The organism is Phenylobacterium sp. J426, from assembly GCF_024699945.1.
GTDB lineage: Bacteria > Pseudomonadota > Alphaproteobacteria > Caulobacterales > Caulobacteraceae > Phenylobacterium.
Window position 1 is genome coordinate 1,151,723 of sequence record NZ_JAJOMY010000001.1, and the last position, 21,427, is coordinate 1,173,149.

Below are 21,427 nucleotides of genomic sequence, written 5' to 3' on the forward strand. Positions count from 1 at the left end.
TCCCTAACCAATTGACGGGCATGCTGCAATGCCGCAGCGGTGGCGCCGATGTTCAAGCTCGATCCCGCCTTCGAAGCCACGTCCGAGCCGCTGGTCGAACTCGACCTCTGCCACGCCCGGCTCCAGGACGATGCGCGCTATCCGTGGATCGTGCTGATCCCGCGGCGGGCAACGATCCGCGAATTGGACCAGCTCAGCGCGGACGATCGCGCGCGCCTGATGGAAGAAATGGTCCTCGCCGGCGCCGCCGTGCGCCGGATTGGCCACGAGTTGGCGCGACCGGTGGAGAAACTCAACATCGGGCAGCTCGGCAATGTCACGCCGCAGCTGCATGTCCACGTCGTCGGACGCCGGGCCGACGACCCCGCCTGGCCGGGTCCGGTGTGGGGGAATGGCGAGGCCCGGCGCTATCGGCCGGCCGAACTGTCGACCGCCCTGCTTACGGGGCGCGCCGCGTTAGCGTGACGGGCTGGCCATTCATCTCGCCTCGCCAACCGTTCGGCCCATAGCTCAGCGTCGCGGTCTTGCCGCCATCGAAGGTCAGCCGAACGCCTGCGCCGTCCCGTTCCACGGCGTCCAGGAAGCCGGAGCCCGCAGGCGCGCCGGCCCGGCTCAAGTCGCGCCAGGCGCCTTCCACCACGCCGTTGTTCCGGTCCACGAGTTGCAAGTCGTAGAGCGAGCCGCCGGCGCCGGCGAGCCGCCAGCCGCCATCCAGCGGGCCCTGGAAGCTCTGGGCCGAAACCAGCGACGCTTTCAGCCGGCTATCGTAGGCCGGGCCGCTTAGTTGGGGCGCCGGCGCGACGAGGGGAATCGCCTCTGTCGGATCCACCTGCTCGGCCACCGGCGTGGCTGGGACCTGAAGCGCGGGCTGCGCGTTCGCGGCCCAGGCGCCCAGCGCCGCCGCGATGCCCACCAGAGCTCCCGTCGTCGTCTTCATCCCACGCACTGTCCTCTGCAACGCCAAGCTTGGCTATGGATTTGACGAGCCGTTCAGGCTCGCGAAGCCCTATGAACGCGCGAGTTCGCGATTAGGATGGGCCCATGGCCCCTCGCCCGCTCCGCTACGACGCCGACGCCCGCAACGTCCTGGGCGAGGAACTCCAGCCGTGTTCGCTGGATCCGGTGACCGGCTTCTTCCGCAACGGCTGCTGCGAGACCGGCCCTCACGACACGGGCATGCACACCGTGTGTGCGGTCATGACCGCCGAGTTCCTCGCCTATTCGAAGGCCGCCGGAAACGATCTCTCGACGCCATTGCCGGAATACGGCTTCCCGGGCCTCAAGCCGGGCGACCGTTGGTGCCTTTGCGCCCCGCGGTGGAAGGAGGCGCTGGACGCCGGCGCCGCGCCGAGGGTGGTGCTCGAGAGCACGCATGAGGAGACCCTGGCGATCGTGCCCTTGGGGGTCCTCAAGGACCACGCCGCGGCGTGAGCTAGCCGAGCGGGTACTCGGCCTCCAGGCGATAATGCGCGCCCTCGCTACCCAGCGTCGAGGAGTAGAGACCGAAACGGTCGACCGTGATCGGCGGCGACTTCAGCAGGTTATGTCCCTGGATCCAGGCGCCGACCTCGGCCGGGTCGGCCTGTTTCAGATAGGCCAGGGTCACATGCGGCTTGTAGTTGCGCTTCTCGGGCTTCAGGCCGGCGCGCCGGGCCGCCGTCTCGCACGCATCGGCCAGGCGGCGCAGCATCGGGCTCTCCTCGACGCCGGCCCAGATCGCGTGGATGTCGCGGCCTTCGCCGAAGGCGCCCTGCGCCCTCCAGCACGATCTCGAAAGGCGGCACGTCGATCCCGGACAATTCCGCATCGAGGTCACGGGCCACGTCCTGACGCACCTCGCCGAAGAAGCGAAGGGTTATGTGCAGGCTCTCCGGCGGCCGCCAGCGCGCGAATTCGACGCCGCTCTGACGGCGGATCAGGCCCTTCACGATCTCTGGCGGCAGGGCGAGCGCCGCGAACAGGCGTATCATGCCCTCTGCTTAGCGCGCGGCGATGGTCTTTGGCAGCACCTGCGCCACGACCGGCGCCAGCCGGCGGGCGATCACGCCAACCCCGGCCGCGTTCGGATGGATGCCGTCGCTCTGGTTGAGGTTCGGATTGAGCGCGACGCCGGCCAACATGTCGGGGACAAAGACCACCCCGTGGCGTTGGGCGACGTTGGCGAAGGCGCCGTTGAAGCTGCGGCCCCAGGCCCCCGCGAGGATCACCGGCGCCTGGACGCCCGCGAGCACCACCGTCACGCCGCGCGCCTTCAGGCGTGTGACGATGCCCTCCAGGTTGCGCTCCACCGCCCTCGGGTCTGCGCCGAGCAGCAGGTCGTTGCCGCCCAAGGCCACGACGCAGACGTCGGCGGCCTCGCTGACCCGGTCCACCCGGCGCAGTCCACCGGCGGTCGTGTCGCCGTTCACGCCGGCCGCCGTCACCTCGACGCTGCGGCCGAGGCGGACGAGCTCCCGCTCGAGCTGCGCGGGCAGCGCCTGGCTGCGAGGGAGACCGTACCCCGCGGTAATGGAGTCGCCCAGAATGGCCACGCGGACGGGCCGAGCAGGCTGCGCCGCCGTCGCGCGACCGGTCAACAGCGCCGCTGCGGTCGCGGCGACAGCCGTGCGGCGAGTGAATTCGTTCGTCATATCCGGGATTTAGACCGCGTTTGCGGCGGCTCAAGGGCCTGCGGCCTTCCGCGCGAAAATGGAACCGACCCGGTCCGTTAGGCCTTGCTTACGCTCGTAACCCTCACGATATTTCGGACTGCGTCCGCTTGGGACGCGAACTGAAAGGGCTAAGCCTCTCATGAGCGACTTCAACCGCGGCTACGCGCGCTCGATCCCGGCGGATCGCGCCGACATGTCGGTGGACGCGGGACTTCGCAGCTTCATGCTCGGCGTCTACAACAAGGTGGCGTTGGGCCTCGTGGTCTCCGCCGCCCTGGCGTACCTGACCGGCCAGTTCGCGCCGGTGCGCGACCTCCTCTATGTCGTCACTCCGGACGGCCGCCTGGCGGGCATGACCATGCTCGGCATGATCATCGGCTTCGCGCCGCTGGCGGTGATGCTGTTCGGCATGTTCGCCCTGCGCAACGCGAGCCCGCGCAGCTCCGGCATCTTCTACTGGACCATCGTCGCTCTGATCGGCGCGGGTCTGGGCGTCTGGACCCTGCTCTACACGGGTGCGTCCATCGCCACGACCTTCCTGATCACGGCGACGGCCTTCGGCGGGCTCAGCCTCTTCGGCTACACGACGAAGAAGGATCTGACCGGCTTCGGCAGCTTCCTGATCGTTGGCCTCATCGGTCTGGTGATCGCCTCGATCGTGAACATCTTCCTGCGCAGCGACATGATGCAGTTCATGATCAGCGTGCTGGGCGTGTTCATCTTCGCCGGCCTGATCGCCTACGACACCCAGCGCCTGAAAATGACCTACTACGAGCTGGGCGGGAACCAGGCGGCCATGGGCGTGGCCACCAACTACGGCGCGCTCAGCCTCTACATCAACTTCATCAACCTCTTCCAATTCCTGCTGCAGTTCTTCGGCCAACGCCGCTAGGCGCCAGATGGCCCACACGACGGGAAGCCCCGGCGGAGCGATCCGCCGGGGCTTTTCCTTGCCGGCCGCACTCGTCAGTCGACGACCTTGAATCGGCCCTTGTCGAAGAAGCGCAGCACCTGTTCCAGGTCGTGCCCGCGCCGCAGTACGTGGCCGCCCTGGCCCACCACCGCCCAGGAGCCCTGACGCCGGGCTAGCGCCGGGCGCTTCTCGATCCGGTAGAGCGGGGCCTCGGCGGTTCGGCGGAACACCGAGAAAACGGCGGCGTCGGCCAGGCTGTCCATGCCATAGTCACGCCATTCGCCCTGGGCGACCATGCGCCCGTAGAGGCGGAGCAGGCGCTCCAGCTCGCGCCGTTCGAAGAAGACGCCGGCCTGGCGCGGGGCCGAATAGCTCGGATCGAAGGCCATGGAACAGTGAGCCTGCCGCAATTCTGTGGGGTCGGCCACATGAAATAAGCGGCCGCTTGGGAGGGCCAAGCGCCCCGCACCCGGCCCGGTTCCCCGCCGCGAAATGACCTTATTTCGGTCCAGCGAAGGTCGGATGCGCCTTCGATATTCACATCGTCGGTTGGTCGGAACCCCGGTCCCGGATCCTGAACAGCCCCCCCAGCCCCCCTGGATCGAGGCCTGGCCAACCGACGCTCTCATCCAAAAAGCGCAAGCCCGCGTGGTCGCTCTCCAGCCGCGCGGGCTTTCGTTTGTGCGTCGCCGGGCCGGCGCCTAGTCTCGCTTCTGAGCGACGCCCACGACCCGACCGCCATTGGCGGCCTGGACCACCACGACCGTCTTCAGCCCCTCGTCCGAAGCCTCATTCAGGCGGTAGGCCTGCGGCCGGCCGCGCCAGCTGCCGAGCCGCTGGATCTCGCGCACCAGATTCCTCTGCACGACGGTCTCGCCGCGATTGTCGCCGGCCTTGACGACCGTCTCCACCGCCCGCGGGTCGTACCGGATCAGCCACACCTCGGCTCCGCCAGCGGGGACGCGGCCCGAGCCGACGTCGACCCGCCTGGGGCCGATGAACTGCATGTCGGGCGCATTCCGCGGCGCGCTGGTCGCGGCTCGAACCAGGCGATCCACCTCGGCGGTCTTCAGGCCCGGGGCCTCCTCACGGCCGTCAATGACCACCTGGGGCGTATAAGGCTCGCGCAACTTCAGCCGAGTGACATAGGCCTTCTGACGCTCGGTGAACTCGGGCTGGGCGAAGGTGTCGGTCCAGCCGAGGTAGTCCCAATAGTCCACCGGGAACGTCAGCGCGACGACGCCCGGCCGCTCGGCCAGCTTGCCCAGGTGGACGTTGGCCTCTGCGCATGAGGCGCAGCCCTGGGCCGTGTAGAGTTCGACCAGCACCGGCGACTTGGCCGCCGCGTGCAAAGGCGCGAGCGAAGCCGCCGCGGCCAGGATCAGGCTGAGGAGCGCCGCTTTCCGCATCGCCCTCGACTTAGAAGCTGCGCCCGAAGCTGTAAATCTCAACAAGCCGTGACCTGTAGACCGCCTCCCGCTGACGGCTAAGCTTCATCACCGATTGAGGGAGACCATGATGTTCGAGGCTCCGCCGCCCCCCGACACCGCCGACCCCCGAGGTTCTCCGCACAGAGAGCCTGAACCTCTCGATAGCCGCGGAGGACCGGCCTGTCCTCTTCATCAAGGGTCAACAGACTGAGAAGGGTCTGGTCCGGTATCAGCTGTTCCAGCGGCTGGAGATGCGCGCGGTGCGTGCCCAGGCGGCCGCCGACGCCGTGGCGCCGCCGCCCATCCTTTGCGAATGGGTCGTGTCGATCTGGCTGCAACGAGACCCCTGCGTGGAATCCCTCACGGGTCGCCTCGCCTGCATGCAGGGCTACAACACACGTCTGGAAGATCGAGATCGCGGCTCTGAACCCGTGAGCGAGGCAACGGCGTGCACGCCGGACCATCCCGCCACCGTTGCGGCCTCCAAGAGGCTTGCCCAGGCCGTGGCCGGGACATCGGTTGCATTGTTCGAGACCGACATGAAGCGCCGGTTCGCCCCCGAGCTGTCGTACGCCGGCGTCACCTTGCGTCCCCGTACACGCTGAAACGCAAAGCGGGCCCCCGTCGCCGGAGGCCCGCCCTGAAGGAACGCGATCGCTGCCGAGGGTTAGGCGGCAGGCTTCGCCAGGCTGCGCAGCACGTAGTTCAGCACGCCGCCCTGCTTGAAGTACTCGAGCTCGGTCGGGGTATCGATGCGGCAGCGGACCGGGAAACGGGCGATGCGGCCGTCCGACGGACGGTACATCTCGACGATCAGCTGCTTGCGCGGGGCAAGCTCGGTCAGGCCGCGGATCGTGACGATCTCCTCGCCCGTCAGGTTCAGCTTGTGCCAGCCTTCCTGCAGGAACTGCAGCGGCAGCACGCCCATGCCGACCAGGTTCGAGCGGTGGATCCGCTCGAAGCTCTCGGCCACCACGGCGCGGACGCCCAGCAGCTTCGTGCCCTTGGCCGCCCAGTCGCGCGACGAGCCGGTGCCATATTCCTTGCCCGCGAACACCACCAGCGGCCGGCCTTCGGCCTGGTAGCGCATCGCCGCGTCGTAGATCGACATGACCTCGCCCGAAGGGAAGTGCTTGGTCACCCCGCCTTCGATGTCCGGCGTGATGCGGTTGCGGATGCGGATGTTGGCGAAGGTGCCGCGCATCATCACTTCGTGGTTGCCGCGCCGCGCGCCGTAGGAGTTGAACTCCGACTGCGGCACTTGACGCTCACGCAGATAGACGCCCGCGGGCGAGCTGGCCTTGATCGAACCGGCCGGCGAGATGTGGTCGGTGGTGATCGAGTCGCCGAACACGCCCAGCACGCGGGCCTCGACGATGTCGGTCACCGGCGCCGGCTCCATCGACATGTCCTGGAAGTACGGCGGGTTCTGCACATAGGTGCTGCCCATGTCCCAGGTGTAGGTCTGACCGCCGGCGACCTTAATGCCCTGCCAGTTCTTGTCGCCCTTGAAGACGTCGGCGTAGCGGCTGGCGAACATCTTGTTCGTCACGTGCTTGCGCTGCAGGGCGGCGATCTCGGCCGTCGTCGGCCAGATGTCCTTGAGATAGACCGGCTTGCCGTCCTTGCCTTCGCCGAGCGGCTCGTTGGCCAGGTCGATCAGCATCGAGCCGGCGAGCGCATAGGCCACCACCAGCGGCGGGGAGGCCAGGTAGTTGGCGCGCACGTCCGGGTTCACGCGGCCTTCGAAGTTCCGGTTGCCCGAGAGCACCGAGACGGCGACCAGGTCGTTTTTCTGGACGGCGTCGGAGATCGCTTCCGGCAGCGGGCCCGAGTTGCCGATGCAGGTGGTGCAGCCGTAGCCGACCAGGTTGAAGCCCAGGGCGTCCAGCGACTTGTCCAGCTTCGCGGCCTTCAGGTAGTCGGTGACGACCTGGGAGCCGGGAGCCAGCGAGGTCTTCACCCACGGCTTCACCTGCAGGCCCTTCTCGACCGCCTTCTTTGCGACGAGACCCGCGGCGATCAGCACGCTGGGGTTCGACGTGTTGGTGCACGACGTGATGGCCGCGATGACCACGTCGCCGTTGCCGACGTCGAAGTTCTCGCCTTCCACCTTGAAGCGCTCGCCGTAGCCGTCGGCCTTGCCGAAGTCGCCGGCCAGCGCCGAGCGGAATTCCGCGGCGGCGTCGGTCAGCAGCACGCGGTCCTGCGGACGCTTCGGGCCAGCCAGCGAAGCCGCGACGGTCGAGAGGTCCAGCGCCAGCGTGTCGGTGAACACCGGATCGGGATCCGACGGGTCACGCCACAGGCCCTGCTCCTTGGCGTAGGCCTCGACGAGGGCCACGCGCGCCGGATCGCGGCCGGTGGCGGTCAGGTAGTCGAGGGTCGCCTGGGTGATCGGGAAGAAGCCGCAGGTGGCGCCATACTCGGGAGCCATGTTGGCGATGGTCGCCTGGTCTTCGAGGGTCAGGTGCTGCAGGCCCGGGCCGTAGAACTCGACGAACTTGCCGACAACGCCCTTCTTGCGGAGCATCTGGGTGACGGTCAGCACCAGGTCGGTGGCCGTCGTGCCCTCGGGCAGGACGCCGTCCAGGCGGAAGCCGATGACTTCCGGGATCAGCATGGGGATCGGCTGGCCCAGCATGGCCGCCTCGGCCTCGATGCCGCCGACGCCCCAACCCAGCACGGCCAGGCCGTTGATCATGGTCGTGTGGCTGTCGGTGCCGACGACGGTGTCCGGATAGGCGACCTCCTGGCCGTCCTCGGAGTTCGTCCAGACGGTCTGGGCGAGGTACTCCAGGTTCACCTGGTGGCAGATGCCGGTGCCGGGCGGCACGACGCGGAAGTTGTTGAAGGCCGACGAGCCCCAGCGCAGGAAGCGGTAGCGCTCCATGTTGCGCTCGTATTCGCGCTCGACGTTGGCGCCGAACGACTTAGGCGTGCCGAAGTAGTCGACCATCACCGAGTGGTCGATCACGAGGTCGACGGGGTTCAGCGGGTTGATCTTCTCCGGGTCGCCGCCCAGCGCGGTCATCGCGTCGCGCATGGCCGCCAGGTCGACGACCGCGGGCACGCCGGTGAAGTCCTGCATCAGCACGCGCGCCGGACGGAAGCTGATCTCGTGCTCGACGGCCCCCTTGTTCTCGATCCAGGCGGCGATCGCCTTCAGATCGTCGGCCCCGACCGACTGGCCGTCTTCGTTGCGGAGCAGGTTCTCCAGCAGGACCTTCATCGAGATCGGCAGGCGCGACACGCCCGAAAGTCCGGCTTCCTCCGCCGCGCGAAGGCTGTAGTAAGCGTAGGTCTTGTCGCCCACCGTGAGTTCGCGGCGGGTTTTCAGGCTGTCGACAGACGCCATGAGGGGAGATCCTTTCTCTGTTCCCGGCCGCCCATCGACCACCCCAGGGTTCGCGCGCTCTGGAGGGACGGACACACAGCGTTCGTCCCCGCGCGGCGTTGCCCCCTGGGGCTGCGGCGGCCGGCGGCTTCATAGCCCCGACCGGCGCCTCCGTCCACGGCAAGGGCATCTTGCGAATGGCTCGCAAAATCCGGGATCTAGCCGAACCTGGAGGGCGTCCGGCGAATGATCCCCGAATTGTCGATCTCAGAGGCGTCAGTGCGCCGCGGCGGGCGCGTGCTGTTCGAGGGCGTGTCACTGTCGCTGCGCCCCGGAGAAGCCTGTGCGCTGACGGGGCCGAACGGCTCCGGGAAGACCAGCCTGCTCCGCGCCGTGGCCGGCCTTGTCCGCCTCGAAGCTGGCGAGATCGGCTTCGGAAAGGTGGAGCCGGCCGAGGCCCGCGCCGAAGCCCTGCACTTCGTCGGTCACCAGGATGGTCTCAAGCCCGCCCGCACGGTCCGCGAGGAGCTCGATTTCTGGACCCTCTGGTCGGGCGGGACCGATGCGGCCGCGCGGGAAGCCGCCGACGCCTTCGACCTGGTCCGCCTCCTCGATCTGGAGGTGCGGCGACTGTCGGCTGGCCAGCGCCGGCGGCTCGCGCTCTCTCGCCTCACGTCGGCGCCGCGCGCCCTGTGGCTCCTGGACGAGCCGCTCAGCCCGCTGGACTCCGTCTGGCGCGCGAGGCTGGGCGAGATGATGGGCGCGCACCTCGCAGGCGGCGGCATGATCCTCGCCGCCGTGCATGACCCGCTGCCCATCGCGGCCAAGGGCCTGGAGCTGGCCGCATGAGCCGCCTCTGGTCGCTGCTCGTACGCGAAACGACGCTTGCGTGGGGTCGCGGCGGCGGCCCTCTGGTGTCGGTCGGATTCTACGCCGGCGTCGCCACCCTCATGCCGCTCGCCATCGGCCCGGAGCCGGAACGCCTGGCGGCCATCGCGCCGGGCGCGGCCTGGGTGGCCCTGGCGCTGGCGGCGCTGCTCTCGCTCGATCGCCTGTTCGAGCGCGACTACGAGGACGGGGCGCTGGACCTCCTGACCCTCTCGCCCATCCCGCTTGAACTGGTCTGCGCGATCAAGTGCCTGGGCCAGTGGCTGGCGACGGGCGCACCCCTGGCCCTGGCCGCGCCGGTCGCGGCGATCGCGCTCGGCGCGTCCCCGGCGCTGGCGCCGCTGATTTTCGCCTGCGCCCTGATGGGCGGGCTGGCCTTCGCGTTCATGGGCGGCATCGGCGCGGCCCTCAGCCTCGGGGCGCGGCGCGGCGGACTGCTGACGGCGGTGATCGTCCTGCCGCTGTTCGTACCGCCGGTCATCTTCGGGGGCGGCGCCCTCGACGCCCTCGCTGGCGGACTGCCGTGGCAGGGCGGCTTCGCCCCTGCTGGGGGCCTATGCCGCCGCCGCCGTCGCCCTCGGCCCGCTGGCCATGGCTGGCGCCTGCCGCAACGCGCTCTCCTAGCGCGCGACCTAGGAGCCGGCCGCGGTTCGCGGCTTCGGCTGCCACATGGCGTTGACGATCACCCACCGGCCGTCGAACCGCCCCAGGTGGAAAAAGTCGGTGAACCAAGGGGTGTCGACCCGCGCCACCGCCACGTCGCCGGCGATGTCGAGCACCCGCACCGAACGGCTCCACTGGTCCTTGGGCGTTTTCAGCACGCCCTGAGCCGTCAGCTCGACGAGTTCGTCCTTCGACATGCGCCGCAGGGGGAAAACCTCATCCGCGCTCTTTTCCACCGCCCGCTTGGCGAGGTCCGGGTGCAGCGAACGCGCGACGCGGCGCGCATCGCCTTCGAGCTGGCCGTCCACATAGTCGTAGGCCACCGCCTCAACCGCCTTCGCCTCGGCTGGATCCAACGCGGCCGGCGCGGTGGCGACCGCGGCGGCGGCGAGCAAGGTTGAAATCATGGCGCTCTCCCAAGGTTCGAAGCTGCGCCGTATGCCCGCATCCATCGGAAATCGCACATGAACAAAGCTTCATGCCGACTGCCGTCTTTTCGCCGCATCCTGAAGGCGCAGCTTGTCTGATCGGATCACCTTCTCGGGGAAGCATTCAGATGAACAGGACCCTCACCTGCCTCCTGGCCGGCGCCACGCTCGCCGCCACGGCCGGCATCGCCCTCGCCCACGACGCCTCGGCTGAAGCGGCCCGAGAGCAGGCCCGCACGGACGCCCGACCGGAACGCCATGTCCACGTCTACCGCAGCGACGACAGCGACCGCGACCGCAAGGGTCCGCGGAAGAACGTCATGATCTACCGCTCAGGCGAGGGGCGAGAGCAGCACCTCAAGGACGTGCTGCAGCTGCGTCCGAACCAGGAACCGGCCCTGAAGGCGTTCCTCGCGGCCACCCAGCCGGAGCCCGGCCGGCATGATGTCGTGAAGTTCGGCAAGGATGATCTGGACAAGTCCACGGCCGAGCGACTTGCGCAGATGGAAGCGAAGGCCGACGAGCACCATCAGGCGATGAAGCGTCGTATCGCAGCGACCCGGACCTTCTACGCTCAGCTCGACGAGAAGCAGAAGAAGGCGTTCGACGCCATGCCCATGCTGATGATGGCTGGGCCCGGGTTCGGGCCGATGATGATCCCTGTAGGCCATCACATGCCGGCGCCGCCCATGCCGCCGATGCCGCCGCGTCCCCCGATGCCGCCGGCGCCGCCGGCGCCTGGCGACATCTGATCAGTTGCGAGGCGGGCCGCCGGGCCTTAAGCGGGATTTCCGATGATCCCGGCGCCCGCCTTCCTCGCCAATCCCGAACGCTTCATGGCGTTTTCGCGCTGGGCGGCGCCCATGTTCGGCGCGATCGCCAGCGCCCTTGCCGTCGTGGGCCTCTACCTGGCTTTCACGGGCGCCGGCGGACTACCAGCAGGGCCTGACTGTGAGGATCATGTTCATCCATGTCCCGGCGGCCCAGGTCTCGATGTTCGCCTACGCCTGCTTGGCCGTCGCCAGCTTCCTGGCGCTGGTGTTCCGGCACACGCTCGCCGACGCCGCGGCTCAGGCCGTGGCGCCTCTGGGCGCGGCCTTCGCCTTCCTGACGCTGGTCACCGGTTCGCTGTGGGGCCGTCCGATGTGGGGCGCCTGGTGGGTCTGGGATGCGCGCCTCACCTCGGTGCTGATCCTCTTCCTGCTCTACGTCGCCTACATCGCGCTCCGCGCTTCGCTCGACGACGAGGCCAAGGCGGCCCGGGCGGCTGCGATCCTGGCCCTGGTCGGTTCGGTGAACCTGCCGATCATCCACTACAGCGTCGAATGGTGGAACTCGCTGCACCAGGGCTCCTCGATCTTCGCCGAGGGCGGCCCTGCCATGCCGCCGGTTTTCCTCGTGCCGCTGCTGCTGATGAGCCTTGCGTTCCTGTCGGCGTTCGGCTCGCTCTGGCTCGTCCGCATCCGGGGCGAGATCTGGCGCCGCCGCGCCGAAGCGGCAGCCCTGCGCGCGGCGAGAGGCTGACCCGATGCCCGAGACCCTGCCCGACTACGGTGCCTACATCTGGCCCGCCTTCATCATCACGGGCGCGACCTTCGCTCTGCTGATCTGGATGTCTCTCGCCCACGCGCGCCGGTGGAAACGCCGCTTCGAGGAGCGGACCCGGAAATGAGGGTCGATGCATGAACCGCTGGCTCGCCTTTGCGCCCCTGGCGATCCTCGTGGCCCTGGGCCTGCTGTTCGGCCTCTATGCGCTGAACCGTAATCCGCAGGTCCAGCCGCAGGCCCTGGTCGGCCAGCCGGTCCCGACCGTCGATCTGCCGACGCTCGCGCAGGGCCAGCCGGTCTCGCTCCGCGCCATGGCCGCGGAAGGTCCCATGCTGGTCAACTTCTTCGCATCCTGGTGCGCGCCCTGCGAGATCGAGCATCCCGTGCTGATGGGCCTGAAGGGCCAGCCGGTGCGCGTGGTGGGCATCGCCTACAAGGATGCGCCGCAGAACACCCAGGCGTTCCTGACCCGCCTGGGCGACCCGTTCGCCGAAGTGCTGGTCGACCGCGACGGGCGCGCGGGGGTGGAGTTCGGCGTCACCGGCGTCCCCGAGACCTACGTCGTCGGCCGTGACGGCCTCATACTCGCCAAACACACCGGCCCCCTGACCGACGCCGACGCCCGCCGCCTCGCCGGCCTCGCTCGTTAACCTGTTCTCAAGGCGGAGCGCGGCACGCCTGGAACCGTCCCGTTAACCATGTTCGGCTGACCGCCCGTGACCACGATCCGACCGAACCTTCCGCCCTCTGTACCGCCGCAGCCGCAACGCGCCATCGATCCCGCTCGGCTCGCCGCTCAGAAGGCGTTCTTCGCTGCGGCGATGGGCCAGGCGCCGCCCGCCGCTCCCGCCGCACTCACCCCGGCTGCCGAGCCCATCCCGGCGGCCCGCCCGGCGCCCGCGACGGGCGGCGCAGACGGTCCCCAGCCGGCGCGGATCCTACGGCCCGGCTCCGTCCTCGACATCCGCGTCTGACCGCCCGATTCGGCTAAGCCGCCGGGAATTAACCATATTTCAGGTTGGAACACCTCGGCCGCCGCCGGTGTTTTGCCGTTTGTTGAGATGGTTTCTCTGGGACGGCATGGGACGGGAAGACCGCATTCGTGAAGAGGCCGCTGCGCTGTGGCGGGAGCTCTTCGGCGAGCCGCCGCCGGTGAAGGCGGACGGCGACATGATGCTCGACGCCATCATGAAGGGGCTCCCTGAGATGGGCTACCAGCGCCTGCGCTCGCCCTTCCTGCGGGACAGCGACGTCGCCATGCCGCGCTAGCGGCCGGCCAGCCGCTGCACCACCTCGGACACCACCGGCGTCCAGTCGCCCGCCGTCCGTTGCCGTATGAGCGTCGCCGAAGGATACCAAGGGCTGTCCGCCCGATCCTCGGTCAGCCAACGCCAGTCGGCGGGCCTGTGCAAGAGCACCCAGACCGGCTTTCCCATCGCCCCGGCCAGGTGCGCCACGGCGGTGTCCACTGTGACCACCAGATCCAGCCCCGCGATGATGTCGGCCGTCTCGCCGAGATCGCGCACGCCGGTGTCCTCCGGATGGAGACTGACGCCGCCCAGCGTGACCAGCCGCCGAGCCTCGACCTCCGGCAGGGTCTTGGCCGGAGCCACGACCCCGGTGACGCTCGTCCTCCAGACGAGCCCGAAGCCCGGTTGCCACGGGCGGGGACGCATCGCGCGGACGTAGGGCTCCGCCGGAAGGTTCTCCAGAGTGATCCCCAGCCGTTCCGGCAGGCTGAAGTATCGCGTCCAGAGCTGGTGGCGTGGGATTGCGGCCGAGCCTCCCACCGGAATGGCGATCACTTCGTCGACGCCGGAGATGGTGGCCAGCACGGGCGCGGCCGGCGGCCGGCAGATCAGGGTGACCTTTCCGGCCCCGAGCTGCTTCAGCATCGTCGCGAAGCGGCCGAACATGATCTGGTCGCCCAGCCCCTGCTCGATCCAAACGAGGATGGAACGCCCGTCCAGCGGCTCCCCCAGCCATTCCGGGTAGGTGGTCGGGCCCGGCGGCACGAGGTCGGGCGCGAGCCTTGTCCGCGCGTCCAGCAGCGGCCAGCCCTCGGCCCAGCGCCCCTGGCGCAACAGCTCCTGGCCCTGGAGGAATCGGTGGGCGTCCATGTCCGCCGATCCTAGCGCCCGGCGGCTCCGCTGGAAGCGCTAGGCAGCCTTCTTCAGCTTCTTCTTCTTGGCCTCGGGCTTGGCCGCCTTCGGCTTGGAACTCTTCAGTTTCGGCGATTTCTCGGCCTTGACGGGCTCCTCGCCCGCGAGCGCCAGATCCTTCAGCAGCTTGAGGAAGGCGTCCCGGCGCGTTCGGCCGGCGATCAGCTTCATCAGCCGGGCGTCGGCGGCGGCCATCTTCGGCTCGGCGTCGGCCAGCACCGCCTGACCCTCCGGCGTCAGCCGGACGGCGTTCGCGCGCGCGTCGGCGGTGGAGCGCTCGCGCGCCAGGAGGCCCTTGGCGATCATTCGCGCAGCCATGTCGGCGAGCGTCGAGCGGTCGATTCCAGTAGAGCGGACGAGGTCGGTCTGGGTCGCGCCCTCCTGGGCGGCGACCGCAGCGAGCACCGCGTACTGGCGCTGTGTGATGCCGCGGGGTCCGAATTCGGCAGCGTATTCGTCCAGGGCGCGCTGCACCGCCCGGTGCAGCAGGTGAGTGGCCGATCCGTCGAGCGCCGGCGCCCCCGTCTTCAGCCCGCCCTTCGAACGCGACTTGGCTTTGGCCATGGTCGTTCCATCCCCCGCTCTGGACGGATCCGACACTTAGCGACGGTGTGCGACGGTTTGACGACGGACGATCTCGCCCGGCCGGCCTACTCCGTGGGCGGCGGAGGCGGCGCCTCGCCCGGCAGGGCGTGTTTCATCATCAGCGGGACCTGGGTGAGCGAGAACGCCACCGCCAGGACCTGCAGGCCCGGGAAGCGGAAATAGGCCCACACCTCCGTCGACTGCGTCCGCCAGACGATCTCGTTCAGGATCGCGACCAGCACGAAGAACAGGCCGTACCGCACCGTCAGCACCCGCCAGATCGGGTCCGGCAGATGGATGGCGCCGGCCAGCAACGCCTTGAGCGGGTTCTTCTTCAGCATCAGCCCGCCCAGCAGGAAGCCCGCGAAGCCGAGGTTCAGCACGGTCGGCTTGATCTTGATGAAGCGCTCGTCGTGGAAGGCGATGGTCAGGCCGCCGAAGATCAGCGCGGCGACGCCGGCCACCAGCGGCATCGGCGCGATCCGTCGCTCCACCAGCCAACCGACCGCCAGGGCGACGGCCGAAGCCGCCACCAACGCCCAGGTGGCCGTGATGGTGTCGCGGCTGATCAGGAAGGCCACCAGGAAGGCCAGCGGGCCGCCGTAGTCGACCGCGCTTCGCACCCAGCCCTTGGCCCGGGGACTCAACTGGCTCACCGGATGGGCTCCTCGAGGCCGACCAGGCTGCGGGCGAACGCCCGCGCGTCGAACGGCTGCAGGTCGTCGATGCCCTCGCCGACGCCGATCAGCTTGATGGGCGAATCCGACGCCTGGGCCACCGGCACCAGCACGCCGCCGCGCGCTGTCCCGTCGAGCTTGGTCATGACGATGCCCGACACGCCGATCCGATTGCCGAAGATGTTCTCCTGGCTGAGCGCGTTGCGGCCCACGGTGGCGTCCAGCACCAGCAACGTCTCGTGCGGCGCGTCCTCGTCCAGCTTCTTGACCACGCGGATGATCTTCAGGAGCTCGTCCATCAGACCCTCCTTGTTCTGCAGGCGCCCGGCGGTGTCGATCAGCACGACGTCATAAGCCTCGGCCTTGGCCTTCTGCACGGCGTCGAACGCGAGGCCGGCGGCATCCGAGCCGGTCGGTCGCCCCATGAAGTCCACGCCCGACCGCTCGGCCCACACCTTCAGTTGCTCGACCGCGGCGGCGCGGAAGGTGTCGCCGGCCACCACCAGCACCTTGGCGCCGCGCGACTTCAGGTCCTGGGCGATCTTGCCGAGGGTGGTGGTCTTGCCCGAGCCGTTCACCCCGATGAACAGCACGACGTAGGGCCTGGGCCCCGACAACGGGTCGAAGGTCCCCTGGCGGCTCGACAGTTCGTCGCCGATCGCCTGGGCCAAAGCTTCCTTGATCTCGTCCTCGCCGACGTCCTTGCCGAACTTCTCTTCGGCGAAGCGGGCCGTGATGCGGGCGGCGGAATGCGGGCCGAGGTCGGCCTCGATCAGCATCTCCTCCAGTTCGTCGAGCTTCGTCTGATCCAGCGGCGCCTTGGCCACGAAGACCTCGGCGATCTGGTCGCCGATCTGCTTGGACGACTTGGTGAGCCCCTGGGTGAGGCGCTGGAACCAGCCGCGTTTGGGTTCTGACATGGGCCGCTTCTAGCGAGGCGCTTGCCGCGCGTCACCTCTCACCGCATGACAGGGTCATGGATGGATTGGCCGCCAGCCTCACCGTGCTCGACTACGCCGCGGTCGCCGTTTTCGGCGCGACCGGGGCATTGGCCGCCGCCCGGCGCAAGCACGACATCATCACCTTTGGCTTCTTCGCCGCCGTCACGGGTGTCGGCGGCGGGACACTGCGCGACCTCCTGATCGACGCACCCGTCTTCTGGGTCGCCCGGCCCGAGTACCTCATGGTCTGCCTGGCCGCAGCCGTCGCCGTCTGGGTCTTCGGGGGCGGTCGCGGGCGCGGGCGGCTGCTGCTGTGGCTCGACGCCCTGGGCATGGCCGCCTACACCTCGGTCGGGGCCATGAAGGCGACCTCGCTGGGCGCGCCGCCCTTCACCGCCATCGTCATGGGCGTCCTCACCGCCACGTTCGGCGGGGTGCTTCGAGACGTGCTGGCGCACGAACCCTCGGTCCTGCTGCGGCGCGAGCTCTACGTCACGCCGGCGCTGGTGGGCGCGATCGCGTTCGTCGCGCTGAACGCCTTGGCCGTGCCGCTGGGGGTCGCCGGCCTAGGCGGCTTCCTTGTGGCGTTCTCGATCCGCGCGGGCGCGATCTTGTTCGGCTGGAAGATGCCGGGCTTTCCGGGCCGGCCGCCGCCTGAGGACTAGATCAGGCCTCCGCGTCGGGGTGCTGGTAGCTCTGGATCCGCTCGTAGTAGCCGGGCGGCGGCCGCTGCACCTCGAGCTCGCCGATATGCGCCATCCAGGGCGGCGAGCTTTCAGGCTCAAGCTGCACGGTCGGCGCGATCTCCGAGGCCTTGTCGAACGCGAAGATCGTGATGTCGAAGCTCTTCGCGGTCTCGAAGGTCAGCGGCGTGCCGCACGCCGGGCAGAAGCCGCGTTGCACCAGGTTCGAGCTCTGGAAGCGGGCCGGCTCCTGCGTCCAGGTCAGCCGCTCGCGGTCGACGGTGACGAAGGCGCCGAACGGTCCCGCCGTCGCCTTCTGGCACATGCGACAGTGGCAGATGCTGGCGCGGCCCAGCTCGCCTTCGACGCGGAAGCGCACCTTCCCGCACTGGCAACCGCCCGACCAGCTCATGCCGCCACCCTCTGCCTCAACCGGGCGATCGCCCGCTTGCCGTCGTGTCCGGTGACCACCAGTTCGGTGACGGCGCCCACGGTCGCGTCTCCCGTGAAGACGATCTCGGTGAAGTCCTCCGCCCGCGCCAGGCCCGGCTTCTCGACAAGACCCGCCAGCGTCCGGCCCATCTGCGCCTCAAGGTGACGGCGCAGCGCCGCCTCCCCCGCCGCGCGCAGGCGCGCGGCGCGCGCCTTGACCACGTCGCGCTTCACCTGCGGCATCCGCGCCGCCGGCGTGCCGGGCCTGGGGCTGAACGGGAAGACGTGGAGGAACGACAGCCCCGCCTCTTCCACGAGCCTGAGGCTGTTGTCGAACATCTCGTCGGTCTCGGTCGGGAACCCGGCGATCAGGTCGGCGCCGAACGCCACGTCCGGCCGCACGGCGCGGACCTCGGCCACCAGCTTCAGCGCGTCCGCCCGCAGGTGGCGGCGTTTCATGCGCTTCAGGATCATGTCGTCGCCCGCCTGAAGGCTCAGGTGGAGATAGGGCATCAGGCGCGGCTCTTCGGCGAAGCAGCGCAGCAGGTCGGCGTCGATGTCGGCCGCGTCGATCGACGACAGCCGCAACCTCGGCAGCTCCGGGACCAGCTTCAGGATCCGCGACACGAGCTGGCCGAGCGTCGGCTGGCCTGGCAGGTCGGCGCCCCAGCTCGTCACGTCGACGCCGGTCAGCACCACCTCCTGGTAGCCCTCGACCGTCAGCCGGCGGACCTGCTCCACCACCTCGCCCGCCGGGGCGGAGCGTGAATTGCCCCGCCCGTAGGGAATGATGCAGAAGGTGCAGCGGTGGTCGCAGCCGTTCTGCACCTCGACGAACGCCCGCGCGCGATCCTTCAGCCCATCGATCAGGTGCCCGGCCGTCTCGCGCACGCTCATGATGTCGTTGACGCGCACGCGGCCCAGCTCGGCCGCAGCCGGCGCGTAGGCGCCGGCCTGACTCTTCTCGGCGTTGCCCAGCACCAGGTCGACCTCGCCCATGGCCGCGAAAGCGGCCGGGTCGATTTGCGCCGCACAGCCGGTGACGATGAGCTTCGCGCCCGGCCGTTCGCGTCGCGCCTTGCGGATCGCCTGCCGCGCCTGGCGCACCGCCTCGTTGGTGACCGCGCAGGTGTTGAAGACGACGGCGTCGGTCAGTCCGTCCTCGGCCGCCCGCTTGCGGATGACCTCGCTCTCGTAGCTATTGAGGCGACAGCCGAACGTGACGATGTCGACGTTGCTCACGGCAGTTCACCCGCGAAGTCGGCGGCCGCCGGGCCCGTCATGATCACGTGACCGTCGTCCCGCCACTCGATGAACAGCTCGCCGCCGTCGAGCTCCATCGTGGCGTAGCGCCCGACGAGGTCCCGCCGCGACGCCGCGACGAGGGCCGCGCAGGCGCCCGTGCCGCAGGCCTTGGTCAGGCCCGCGCCGCGCTCCCACACGCGCAGGCGGATGCGGTCGCGGCCCTTGATCTGGGCGAAGCCGACATTCACGTGCTCCGGAAACAGCGGGTGCTTCTCGACCGCGGGGCCCGCCTCGGCGACCGGCGCCTGGTCGACATCCGGCACGAAGAACACCACGTGCGGATTGCCCATGGAGACGCAGCCCGGCGGGGCCATCAGGTCGGCGTGATGGTAGAGCGCGACGCCCAGGGCCTGGGTGTCCTGCTCCTCCGCCAGCGGGATTTCGCGCCAGTCGAGGCGCGGCGGCCCCATGTCGACGCTGACCAGACGCTCGCCGGCCCGTGTGGCGATCAGGCGCCCGGCCTTGGTCTCCAGCTCCACGCGGTCCTTGCCGGCGGACTGCATCAAGAGCCAGCCCACGCAGCGGGTCCCGTTCCCGCAGGCCGAGATCTCCTCACCATCGGCGTTCCAGAACCGGACGAACGCATCGGCGCCCTCATGGCGGTCGATGGCGATCAGCTGGTCGCAGCCGACGCCGCTGGTCCGGTCCGCGATCGCGCGCACCTCGTCCGCCGTCGGTTCGAACGGCTGGCTGCGGGTCTCGACCACGACGAAGTCGTTGCCGAGCCCGTTCATCTTCAGGAACGGACGGCCCATGGAGGCCGCTATATAGGCGAAGACGGCGCCCGCCGCACCCCGCGCGAAGTCACGCGGCGGCGCTGGCGGCGTCGACCACGCCGGTTCGGCGGCCGCCGAGCGCGATGTTCATCTGCTCCACCAGCCGCGACAGCTCGATGGGCTTGGCGGCGACGCCGTCCATCCCGGCGTCGGCGTACTCGGCCAGATGGTGCGACATGGCGTTGGCGGTGAGCGCGACGATCGGCGTGTGGGCGCGGCCGGTCTCCGCCTCGATGGCGCGGATGCGGCGGGCGGCCGCCAGCCCGTCCATCACCGGCATCTGCACGTCCATGAGGATCAGATCGAAGCCGCCGCTGCGCCAGGCTTCCACCGCCTCTTCGCCGTCGGCTGTCATCTCGGCGGCGATACCCAGCTGATCTAGAAGGGTCCTCAACACCAGGCGGTTGGTCTCATTGTCCTCGGCGACCAGCACCCGCAGTGAGCCGATCTCCGGCCGGGCCGCCGCTTCCCGCTCCGCAGGTGGCGCTTCCGCCCGCGTGAGCGGCAGCCAGGCGGTGAACGTCGACCCGAGACCCGGCTCGCTTTCGGCGGTGATATCGCCTCCCATGCGCCGGGCGAGCTCGCGGGAGATGGCAAGGCCCAGCCCTGATCCGCCGTAGCGGCGCGTGGTCGAGGCGTCGGCCTGGATGAAGCGTTCGAACAGGGTCGGCAGCCGGTCGGGCGCAACTCCCGGGCCGGTGTCCCGGACGCGGATCGCGACGCGCTCGCCATTGTGGAACAGGGTGGCCTGGACTCCGCCGGCATCCGTGAACTTCACGGCGTTGGCCAGGAGGTTGTGGAAGATCTGCCGCACCCGCGTCGCGTCTGCCGCCCAGGGCGCCGACGGCGTCTGGCGCAACAGTGACGCGCAGCTCCAGGCCCTTCGCGGCCGCCAGCGGCGCGAAGGCCGCCTCGGCCTGGGCGGCGAGTTCCTCGAGGTCCAGGACCGCCATCTCCAGCTCCAGCTTCGCGGCCTCGATCTTCGAGATGTCCAAGAGGTCGTTCAGAAGGACCAGCAGCACCTCGCCCGACTGGCGGATCACCTCCAGTCGTTCGCGCTGGCGCTTGGGCAGCGGGTCGTGGGCCATGGCCTGGACCATGCCGAGCACCCCGTTCATCGGCGTGCGGATTTCGTGGCTCATGGTGGCCAGGAAGTCGCTCTTGGCTGCGTTCGCATCCTCGGCCCGGGCGCGCTCGGTCTGAGCGGCGTGGACCGCAGCGGTCAGATCAGCCTGGACCTGCCGATTGCGCTTCAGCGCGATGAACAGGTGGCCGATGTAGAGCACGGAGCCGAGCACCACGAACGCCATGCCGGCGGGGTTCGTACTCTCCTCGAACACGATCGAGAGGATCGGCAGACTCAGCAGGTACAGCGCATGCGGCGTGCAGCCGGCCCAGAACAGCTTGGGCTCGGACTGCGCCTGCAGGGCCACGTTCAGCAGGCCGGCGGTCGGGATCAGCAGGGCGAAGAGGTGCCCTTCCAGCCCGCCCTGCAGCCAGCACAGCGGCGTCAGCGAGGAATAGACGGCCACATGCAGGACCACGGAGGCGAGGTAGGCCGCCTCCTGTCCCCGCGTGGGCCGGAACTGCGGGTCGCGCCGCATGGGACGCGTCAGATGAAGGTCGATGAACTGGGTGGCGATGACCGCGGCGAACCACGCAAAGACCCAGGGACTGTGGGTGACCGCCCAGGTGGCGCCGCCGATCACCAAGGCGAGGCCCACGCGCATGGGCAGTTCCCTCGCCCGGGTGATTGCGACGCGGTGGTAACTGGAGCCCGGCGGCATGCACCCTCCCTTGTTCGCGACGTTGGCATTCGCGCGCTTAACAATTGCTTCAAAGGAGAGGGGTCTTTGCGCCCGTCGGCCGGCGCCGCTAGATGCGGGCCATGAAGTTGCCTGCCGCCGCCGCGCTCACCCTTGCCCTGCTGTCCGGCCCCGCCCTGGCGCAGGACGATCCCTTTCTCTGGTTGGAAGGGGTCGATGATCCCAAGGCGCTCGCGTGGGCC

Annotated in this window: 25 protein-coding genes and 5 pseudogenes; 13 read left to right on the forward strand and 17 right to left on the reverse strand. The window is 69.4% G+C overall.

The window, feature by feature from the left end; all coding sequences use genetic code 11:
* The first annotated feature begins 48 nt into the window (after positions 1 to 48).
* Positions 49 to 465, forward strand: coding sequence for an HIT domain-containing protein (locus LRS10_RS05980; protein WP_257836453.1), 417 nt, complete (start codon positions 49 to 51; stop codon positions 463 to 465).
* Here the strand turns inward: LRS10_RS05980 and LRS10_RS05985 are convergent.
* Positions 440 to 937, reverse strand: a complete 498-nt coding sequence (locus LRS10_RS05985; RefSeq protein ID WP_257836454.1) for a hypothetical protein — start codon at positions 935 to 937, stop codon at positions 440 to 442. The two genes, LRS10_RS05980 and LRS10_RS05985, sit on opposite strands and share 26 nt — an antisense overlap.
* A gap of 104 nt (positions 938 to 1,041) precedes the next feature.
* Between LRS10_RS05985 and LRS10_RS05990 the strand changes: the two genes are divergently transcribed.
* On the forward strand, positions 1,042 to 1,431 hold the full coding sequence (locus tag LRS10_RS05990) for a DUF2237 family protein (protein WP_257836455.1): 390 nt from the start codon (positions 1,042 to 1,044) through the stop codon (positions 1,429 to 1,431).
* A gap of 1 nt (position 1,432) precedes the next feature.
* On the opposite strand, the pseudogene thpR reads toward LRS10_RS05990, so the two are convergent.
* A pseudogene (thpR, locus tag LRS10_RS05995) lies at positions 1,433 to 1,970 on the reverse strand (RNA 2',3'-cyclic phosphodiesterase).
* A gap of 9 nt (positions 1,971 to 1,979) precedes the next feature.
* Positions 1,980 to 2,630 (reverse strand): arylesterase, encoded by a 651-nt coding sequence (locus LRS10_RS06000; protein WP_257836456.1) that lies wholly within the window; start codon positions 2,628 to 2,630, stop codon positions 1,980 to 1,982.
* 160 nt (positions 2,631 to 2,790) lie between these two features.
* On the opposite strand from LRS10_RS06000, the gene LRS10_RS06005 reads away from it, so the two are divergent.
* A complete protein-coding gene (locus tag LRS10_RS06005; RefSeq protein WP_257836457.1) occupies positions 2,791 to 3,543 on the forward strand; it encodes a Bax inhibitor-1/YccA family protein in 753 nt (250 codons plus the stop codon).
* A gap of 74 nt (positions 3,544 to 3,617) precedes the next feature.
* On the opposite strand, the gene LRS10_RS06010 is transcribed toward LRS10_RS06005, so the two are convergent.
* Together LRS10_RS06010 and LRS10_RS06015 are read right to left on the reverse strand one after the other, a co-directional pair.
* A complete protein-coding gene (locus tag LRS10_RS06010; RefSeq protein WP_257836458.1) occupies positions 3,618 to 3,953 on the reverse strand; it encodes a DUF2794 domain-containing protein in 336 nt (111 codons plus the stop codon).
* Between the two features lie 312 nt (positions 3,954 to 4,265).
* The gene (locus LRS10_RS06015) at positions 4,266 to 4,973 is read right to left on the reverse strand and encodes a thioredoxin family protein (RefSeq protein ID WP_257836459.1); all 708 of its coding nucleotides are present in this window, start codon (positions 4,971 to 4,973) and stop codon (positions 4,266 to 4,268) included.
* A gap of 272 nt (positions 4,974 to 5,245) precedes the next feature.
* On the opposite strand from LRS10_RS06015, the gene LRS10_RS06020 reads away from it, so the two are divergent.
* Positions 5,246 to 5,599, forward strand: a complete 354-nt coding sequence (locus LRS10_RS06020) for a hypothetical protein (protein ID WP_257836460.1) — start codon at positions 5,246 to 5,248, stop codon at positions 5,597 to 5,599.
* A gap of 62 nt (positions 5,600 to 5,661) precedes the next feature.
* Here the strand turns inward: LRS10_RS06020 and acnA are convergent, their stop codons facing one another.
* The gene (gene acnA, locus LRS10_RS06025) at positions 5,662 to 8,352 is read right to left on the reverse strand and encodes an aconitate hydratase AcnA (RefSeq protein ID WP_257836461.1); all 2,691 of its coding nucleotides are present in this window, start codon (positions 8,350 to 8,352) and stop codon (positions 5,662 to 5,664) included.
* A 225-nt stretch (positions 8,353 to 8,577) separates the two neighbouring features.
* Here acnA and ccmA point away from each other — a divergent pair, with 225 nt between their 5' ends.
* Positions 8,578 to 9,180: a heme ABC exporter ATP-binding protein CcmA gene (gene ccmA, locus LRS10_RS06030; protein ID WP_257836462.1), complete on the forward strand. Its 603-nt coding sequence runs from the start codon at positions 8,578 to 8,580 to the stop codon at positions 9,178 to 9,180.
* Positions 9,177 to 9,843 (forward strand): annotated as a pseudogene (ccmB, locus tag LRS10_RS06035) (heme exporter protein CcmB). The gene ccmA and the pseudogene ccmB overlap by 4 nt, the downstream one beginning before the upstream one ends.
* Before the next feature lie 8 nt (positions 9,844 to 9,851).
* Here ccmB and LRS10_RS06040 read toward each other — a convergent pair.
* On the reverse strand, positions 9,852 to 10,334 hold the full coding sequence (locus tag LRS10_RS06040) for a nuclear transport factor 2 family protein (RefSeq protein ID WP_308237923.1): 483 nt from the start codon (positions 10,332 to 10,334) through the stop codon (positions 9,852 to 9,854).
* A 104-nt stretch (positions 10,335 to 10,438) separates the two neighbouring features.
* Here LRS10_RS06040 and LRS10_RS06045 point away from each other — a divergent pair, with 104 nt between their 5' ends.
* The 6 genes and pseudogenes from LRS10_RS06045 (at position 10,439) to LRS10_RS06070 (ending at position 13,127) form a co-directional block, all read left to right on the forward strand.
* Positions 10,439 to 11,062, forward strand: coding sequence for a Spy/CpxP family protein refolding chaperone (locus LRS10_RS06045; protein ID WP_257836464.1), 624 nt, complete (start codon positions 10,439 to 10,441; stop codon positions 11,060 to 11,062).
* 42 nt (positions 11,063 to 11,104) lie between these two features.
* Positions 11,105 to 11,834 (forward strand): annotated as a pseudogene (gene ccmC / locus LRS10_RS06050) (heme ABC transporter permease CcmC).
* Between the two features lie 4 nt (positions 11,835 to 11,838).
* The gene (gene ccmD / locus LRS10_RS06055; protein ID WP_257836465.1) at positions 11,839 to 11,982 is read left to right on the forward strand and encodes a heme exporter protein CcmD; all 144 of its coding nucleotides are present in this window, start codon (positions 11,839 to 11,841) and stop codon (positions 11,980 to 11,982) included.
* A 10-nt stretch (positions 11,983 to 11,992) separates the two neighbouring features.
* Entirely contained in the window at positions 11,993 to 12,508 is a 516-nt protein-coding gene (locus tag LRS10_RS06060) for a DsbE family thiol:disulfide interchange protein (RefSeq protein ID WP_257836466.1), read from the forward strand.
* Between the two features lie 66 nt (positions 12,509 to 12,574).
* Positions 12,575 to 12,832, forward strand: a complete 258-nt coding sequence (locus tag LRS10_RS06065) for a hypothetical protein (protein ID WP_257836467.1) — start codon at positions 12,575 to 12,577, stop codon at positions 12,830 to 12,832.
* Positions 12,833 to 12,938: 106 nt separating this feature from the next.
* Complete coding sequence (locus LRS10_RS06070; protein WP_257836468.1) at positions 12,939 to 13,127, forward strand: hypothetical protein; 189 nt, start codon at positions 12,939 to 12,941, stop codon at positions 13,125 to 13,127.
* Here LRS10_RS06070 and LRS10_RS06075 read toward each other — a convergent pair.
* The 4 genes from LRS10_RS06075 to ftsY all read right to left on the reverse strand — a co-directional run bounded on the left by LRS10_RS06075 (position 13,124) and on the right by ftsY (position 16,202).
* Positions 13,124 to 13,978, reverse strand: coding sequence for a glycosyltransferase family 9 protein (locus LRS10_RS06075; RefSeq protein WP_257836469.1), 855 nt, complete (start codon positions 13,976 to 13,978; stop codon positions 13,124 to 13,126). The genes LRS10_RS06070 and LRS10_RS06075 overlap by 4 nt on opposite strands.
* A gap of 39 nt (positions 13,979 to 14,017) precedes the next feature.
* Positions 14,018 to 14,584, reverse strand: coding sequence for a MarR family winged helix-turn-helix transcriptional regulator (locus LRS10_RS06080; RefSeq protein ID WP_257836470.1), 567 nt, complete (start codon positions 14,582 to 14,584; stop codon positions 14,018 to 14,020).
* Between the two features lie 86 nt (positions 14,585 to 14,670).
* Positions 14,671 to 15,261 carry an inner membrane-spanning protein YciB gene (locus LRS10_RS06085; protein WP_257836471.1) on the reverse strand — a complete coding sequence of 197 codons (591 nt, stop codon included), beginning with the start codon at positions 15,259 to 15,261 and terminating at the stop codon, positions 14,671 to 14,673.
* Entirely contained in the window at positions 15,258 to 16,202 is a 945-nt protein-coding gene (ftsY, locus tag LRS10_RS06090) for a signal recognition particle-docking protein FtsY (protein ID WP_257836472.1), read from the reverse strand. Before ftsY ends, LRS10_RS06085 begins: the two co-directional genes overlap by 4 nt.
* 56 nt (positions 16,203 to 16,258) lie before the next feature.
* Here ftsY and LRS10_RS06095 point away from each other — a divergent pair, with 56 nt between their 5' ends.
* Complete coding sequence (locus LRS10_RS06095) at positions 16,259 to 16,888, forward strand: trimeric intracellular cation channel family protein (RefSeq protein ID WP_257836473.1); 630 nt, start codon at positions 16,259 to 16,261, stop codon at positions 16,886 to 16,888.
* A gap of 1 nt (position 16,889) precedes the next feature.
* On the opposite strand, the gene LRS10_RS06100 is transcribed toward LRS10_RS06095, so the two are convergent.
* From LRS10_RS06100 to LRS10_RS24955, 6 genes and pseudogenes are all read right to left on the reverse strand, one after another.
* Positions 16,890 to 17,318, reverse strand: coding sequence for a GFA family protein (locus LRS10_RS06100; protein WP_257836474.1), 429 nt, complete (start codon positions 17,316 to 17,318; stop codon positions 16,890 to 16,892).
* Positions 17,315 to 18,580: a tRNA (N(6)-L-threonylcarbamoyladenosine(37)-C(2))-methylthiotransferase MtaB gene (mtaB, locus tag LRS10_RS06105; protein WP_257836475.1), complete on the reverse strand. Its 1,266-nt coding sequence runs from the start codon at positions 18,578 to 18,580 to the stop codon at positions 17,315 to 17,317. The genes LRS10_RS06100 and mtaB overlap by 4 nt, the downstream gene beginning before the upstream one ends.
* A complete protein-coding gene (dapF, locus tag LRS10_RS06110; RefSeq protein ID WP_257836476.1) occupies positions 18,577 to 19,398 on the reverse strand; it encodes a diaminopimelate epimerase in 822 nt (273 codons plus the stop codon). The genes mtaB and dapF overlap by 4 nt, the downstream gene beginning before the upstream one ends.
* 49 nt (positions 19,399 to 19,447) lie before the next feature.
* Complete coding sequence (locus tag LRS10_RS06115) at positions 19,448 to 19,852, reverse strand: response regulator (RefSeq protein ID WP_257836477.1); 405 nt, start codon at positions 19,850 to 19,852, stop codon at positions 19,448 to 19,450.
* Between the two features lie 123 nt (positions 19,853 to 19,975).
* Positions 19,976 to 20,233, reverse strand: a pseudogene (locus LRS10_RS24950) (ATP-binding protein); the annotation flags it as partial.
* Positions 20,234 to 20,402: 169 nt separating this feature from the next.
* A pseudogene (locus LRS10_RS24955) lies at positions 20,403 to 21,206 on the reverse strand (histidine kinase dimerization/phospho-acceptor domain-containing protein); the annotation flags it as partial.
* Positions 21,207 to 21,427 lie beyond the last annotated feature (221 nt).

Bases quoted from the DNA above. Each gene is read 5' to 3' on its own strand.
- LRS10_RS05980 (WP_257836453.1), top strand. From the start codon at position 49: ATGTTCAAGCTCGATCCCGCCTTCGAAGCCACGTCCGAGCCGCTGGTC.
- LRS10_RS05985 (WP_257836454.1), bottom strand. From the start codon at position 937: ATGAAGACGACGACGGGAGCTCTGGTGGGCATCGCGGCGGCGCTGGGC.
- LRS10_RS05990 (WP_257836455.1), top strand. From the start codon at position 1,042: ATGGCCCCTCGCCCGCTCCGCTACGACGCCGACGCCCGCAACGTCCTG.
- LRS10_RS06000 (WP_257836456.1), bottom strand. From the start codon at position 2,630: ATGACGAACGAATTCACTCGCCGCACGGCTGTCGCCGCGACCGCAGCG.
- LRS10_RS06005 (WP_257836457.1), top strand. From the start codon at position 2,791: ATGAGCGACTTCAACCGCGGCTACGCGCGCTCGATCCCGGCGGATCGC.
- LRS10_RS06010 (WP_257836458.1), bottom strand. From the start codon at position 3,953: ATGGCCTTCGATCCGAGCTATTCGGCCCCGCGCCAGGCCGGCGTCTTC.
- LRS10_RS06015 (WP_257836459.1), bottom strand. From the start codon at position 4,973: ATGCGGAAAGCGGCGCTCCTCAGCCTGATCCTGGCCGCGGCGGCTTCG.
- LRS10_RS06020 (WP_257836460.1), top strand. From the start codon at position 5,246: ATGCGCGCGGTGCGTGCCCAGGCGGCCGCCGACGCCGTGGCGCCGCCG.
- acnA (WP_257836461.1), bottom strand. From the start codon at position 8,352: ATGGCGTCTGTCGACAGCCTGAAAACCCGCCGCGAACTCACGGTGGGC.
- ccmA (WP_257836462.1), top strand. From the start codon at position 8,578: ATGATCCCCGAATTGTCGATCTCAGAGGCGTCAGTGCGCCGCGGCGGG.
- LRS10_RS06040 (WP_308237923.1), bottom strand. From the start codon at position 10,334: ATGGATGCGGGCATACGGCGCAGCTTCGAACCTTGGGAGAGCGCCATG.
- LRS10_RS06045 (WP_257836464.1), top strand. From the start codon at position 10,439: ATGAACAGGACCCTCACCTGCCTCCTGGCCGGCGCCACGCTCGCCGCC.
- ccmD (WP_257836465.1), top strand. From the start codon at position 11,839: ATGCCCGAGACCCTGCCCGACTACGGTGCCTACATCTGGCCCGCCTTC.
- LRS10_RS06060 (WP_257836466.1), top strand. From the start codon at position 11,993: ATGAACCGCTGGCTCGCCTTTGCGCCCCTGGCGATCCTCGTGGCCCTG.
- LRS10_RS06070 (WP_257836468.1), top strand. From the start codon at position 12,939: ATGGGACGGGAAGACCGCATTCGTGAAGAGGCCGCTGCGCTGTGGCGG.
- LRS10_RS06075 (WP_257836469.1), bottom strand. From the start codon at position 13,978: ATGGACGCCCACCGATTCCTCCAGGGCCAGGAGCTGTTGCGCCAGGGG.
- LRS10_RS06080 (WP_257836470.1), bottom strand. From the start codon at position 14,584: ATGGCCAAAGCCAAGTCGCGTTCGAAGGGCGGGCTGAAGACGGGGGCG.
- ftsY (WP_257836472.1), bottom strand. From the start codon at position 16,202: ATGTCAGAACCCAAACGCGGCTGGTTCCAGCGCCTCACCCAGGGGCTC.
- LRS10_RS06095 (WP_257836473.1), top strand. From the start codon at position 16,259: ATGGATGGATTGGCCGCCAGCCTCACCGTGCTCGACTACGCCGCGGTC.
- LRS10_RS06100 (WP_257836474.1), bottom strand. From the start codon at position 17,318: ATGAGCTGGTCGGGCGGTTGCCAGTGCGGGAAGGTGCGCTTCCGCGTC.
- dapF (WP_257836476.1), bottom strand. From the start codon at position 19,398: ATGGGCCGTCCGTTCCTGAAGATGAACGGGCTCGGCAACGACTTCGTC.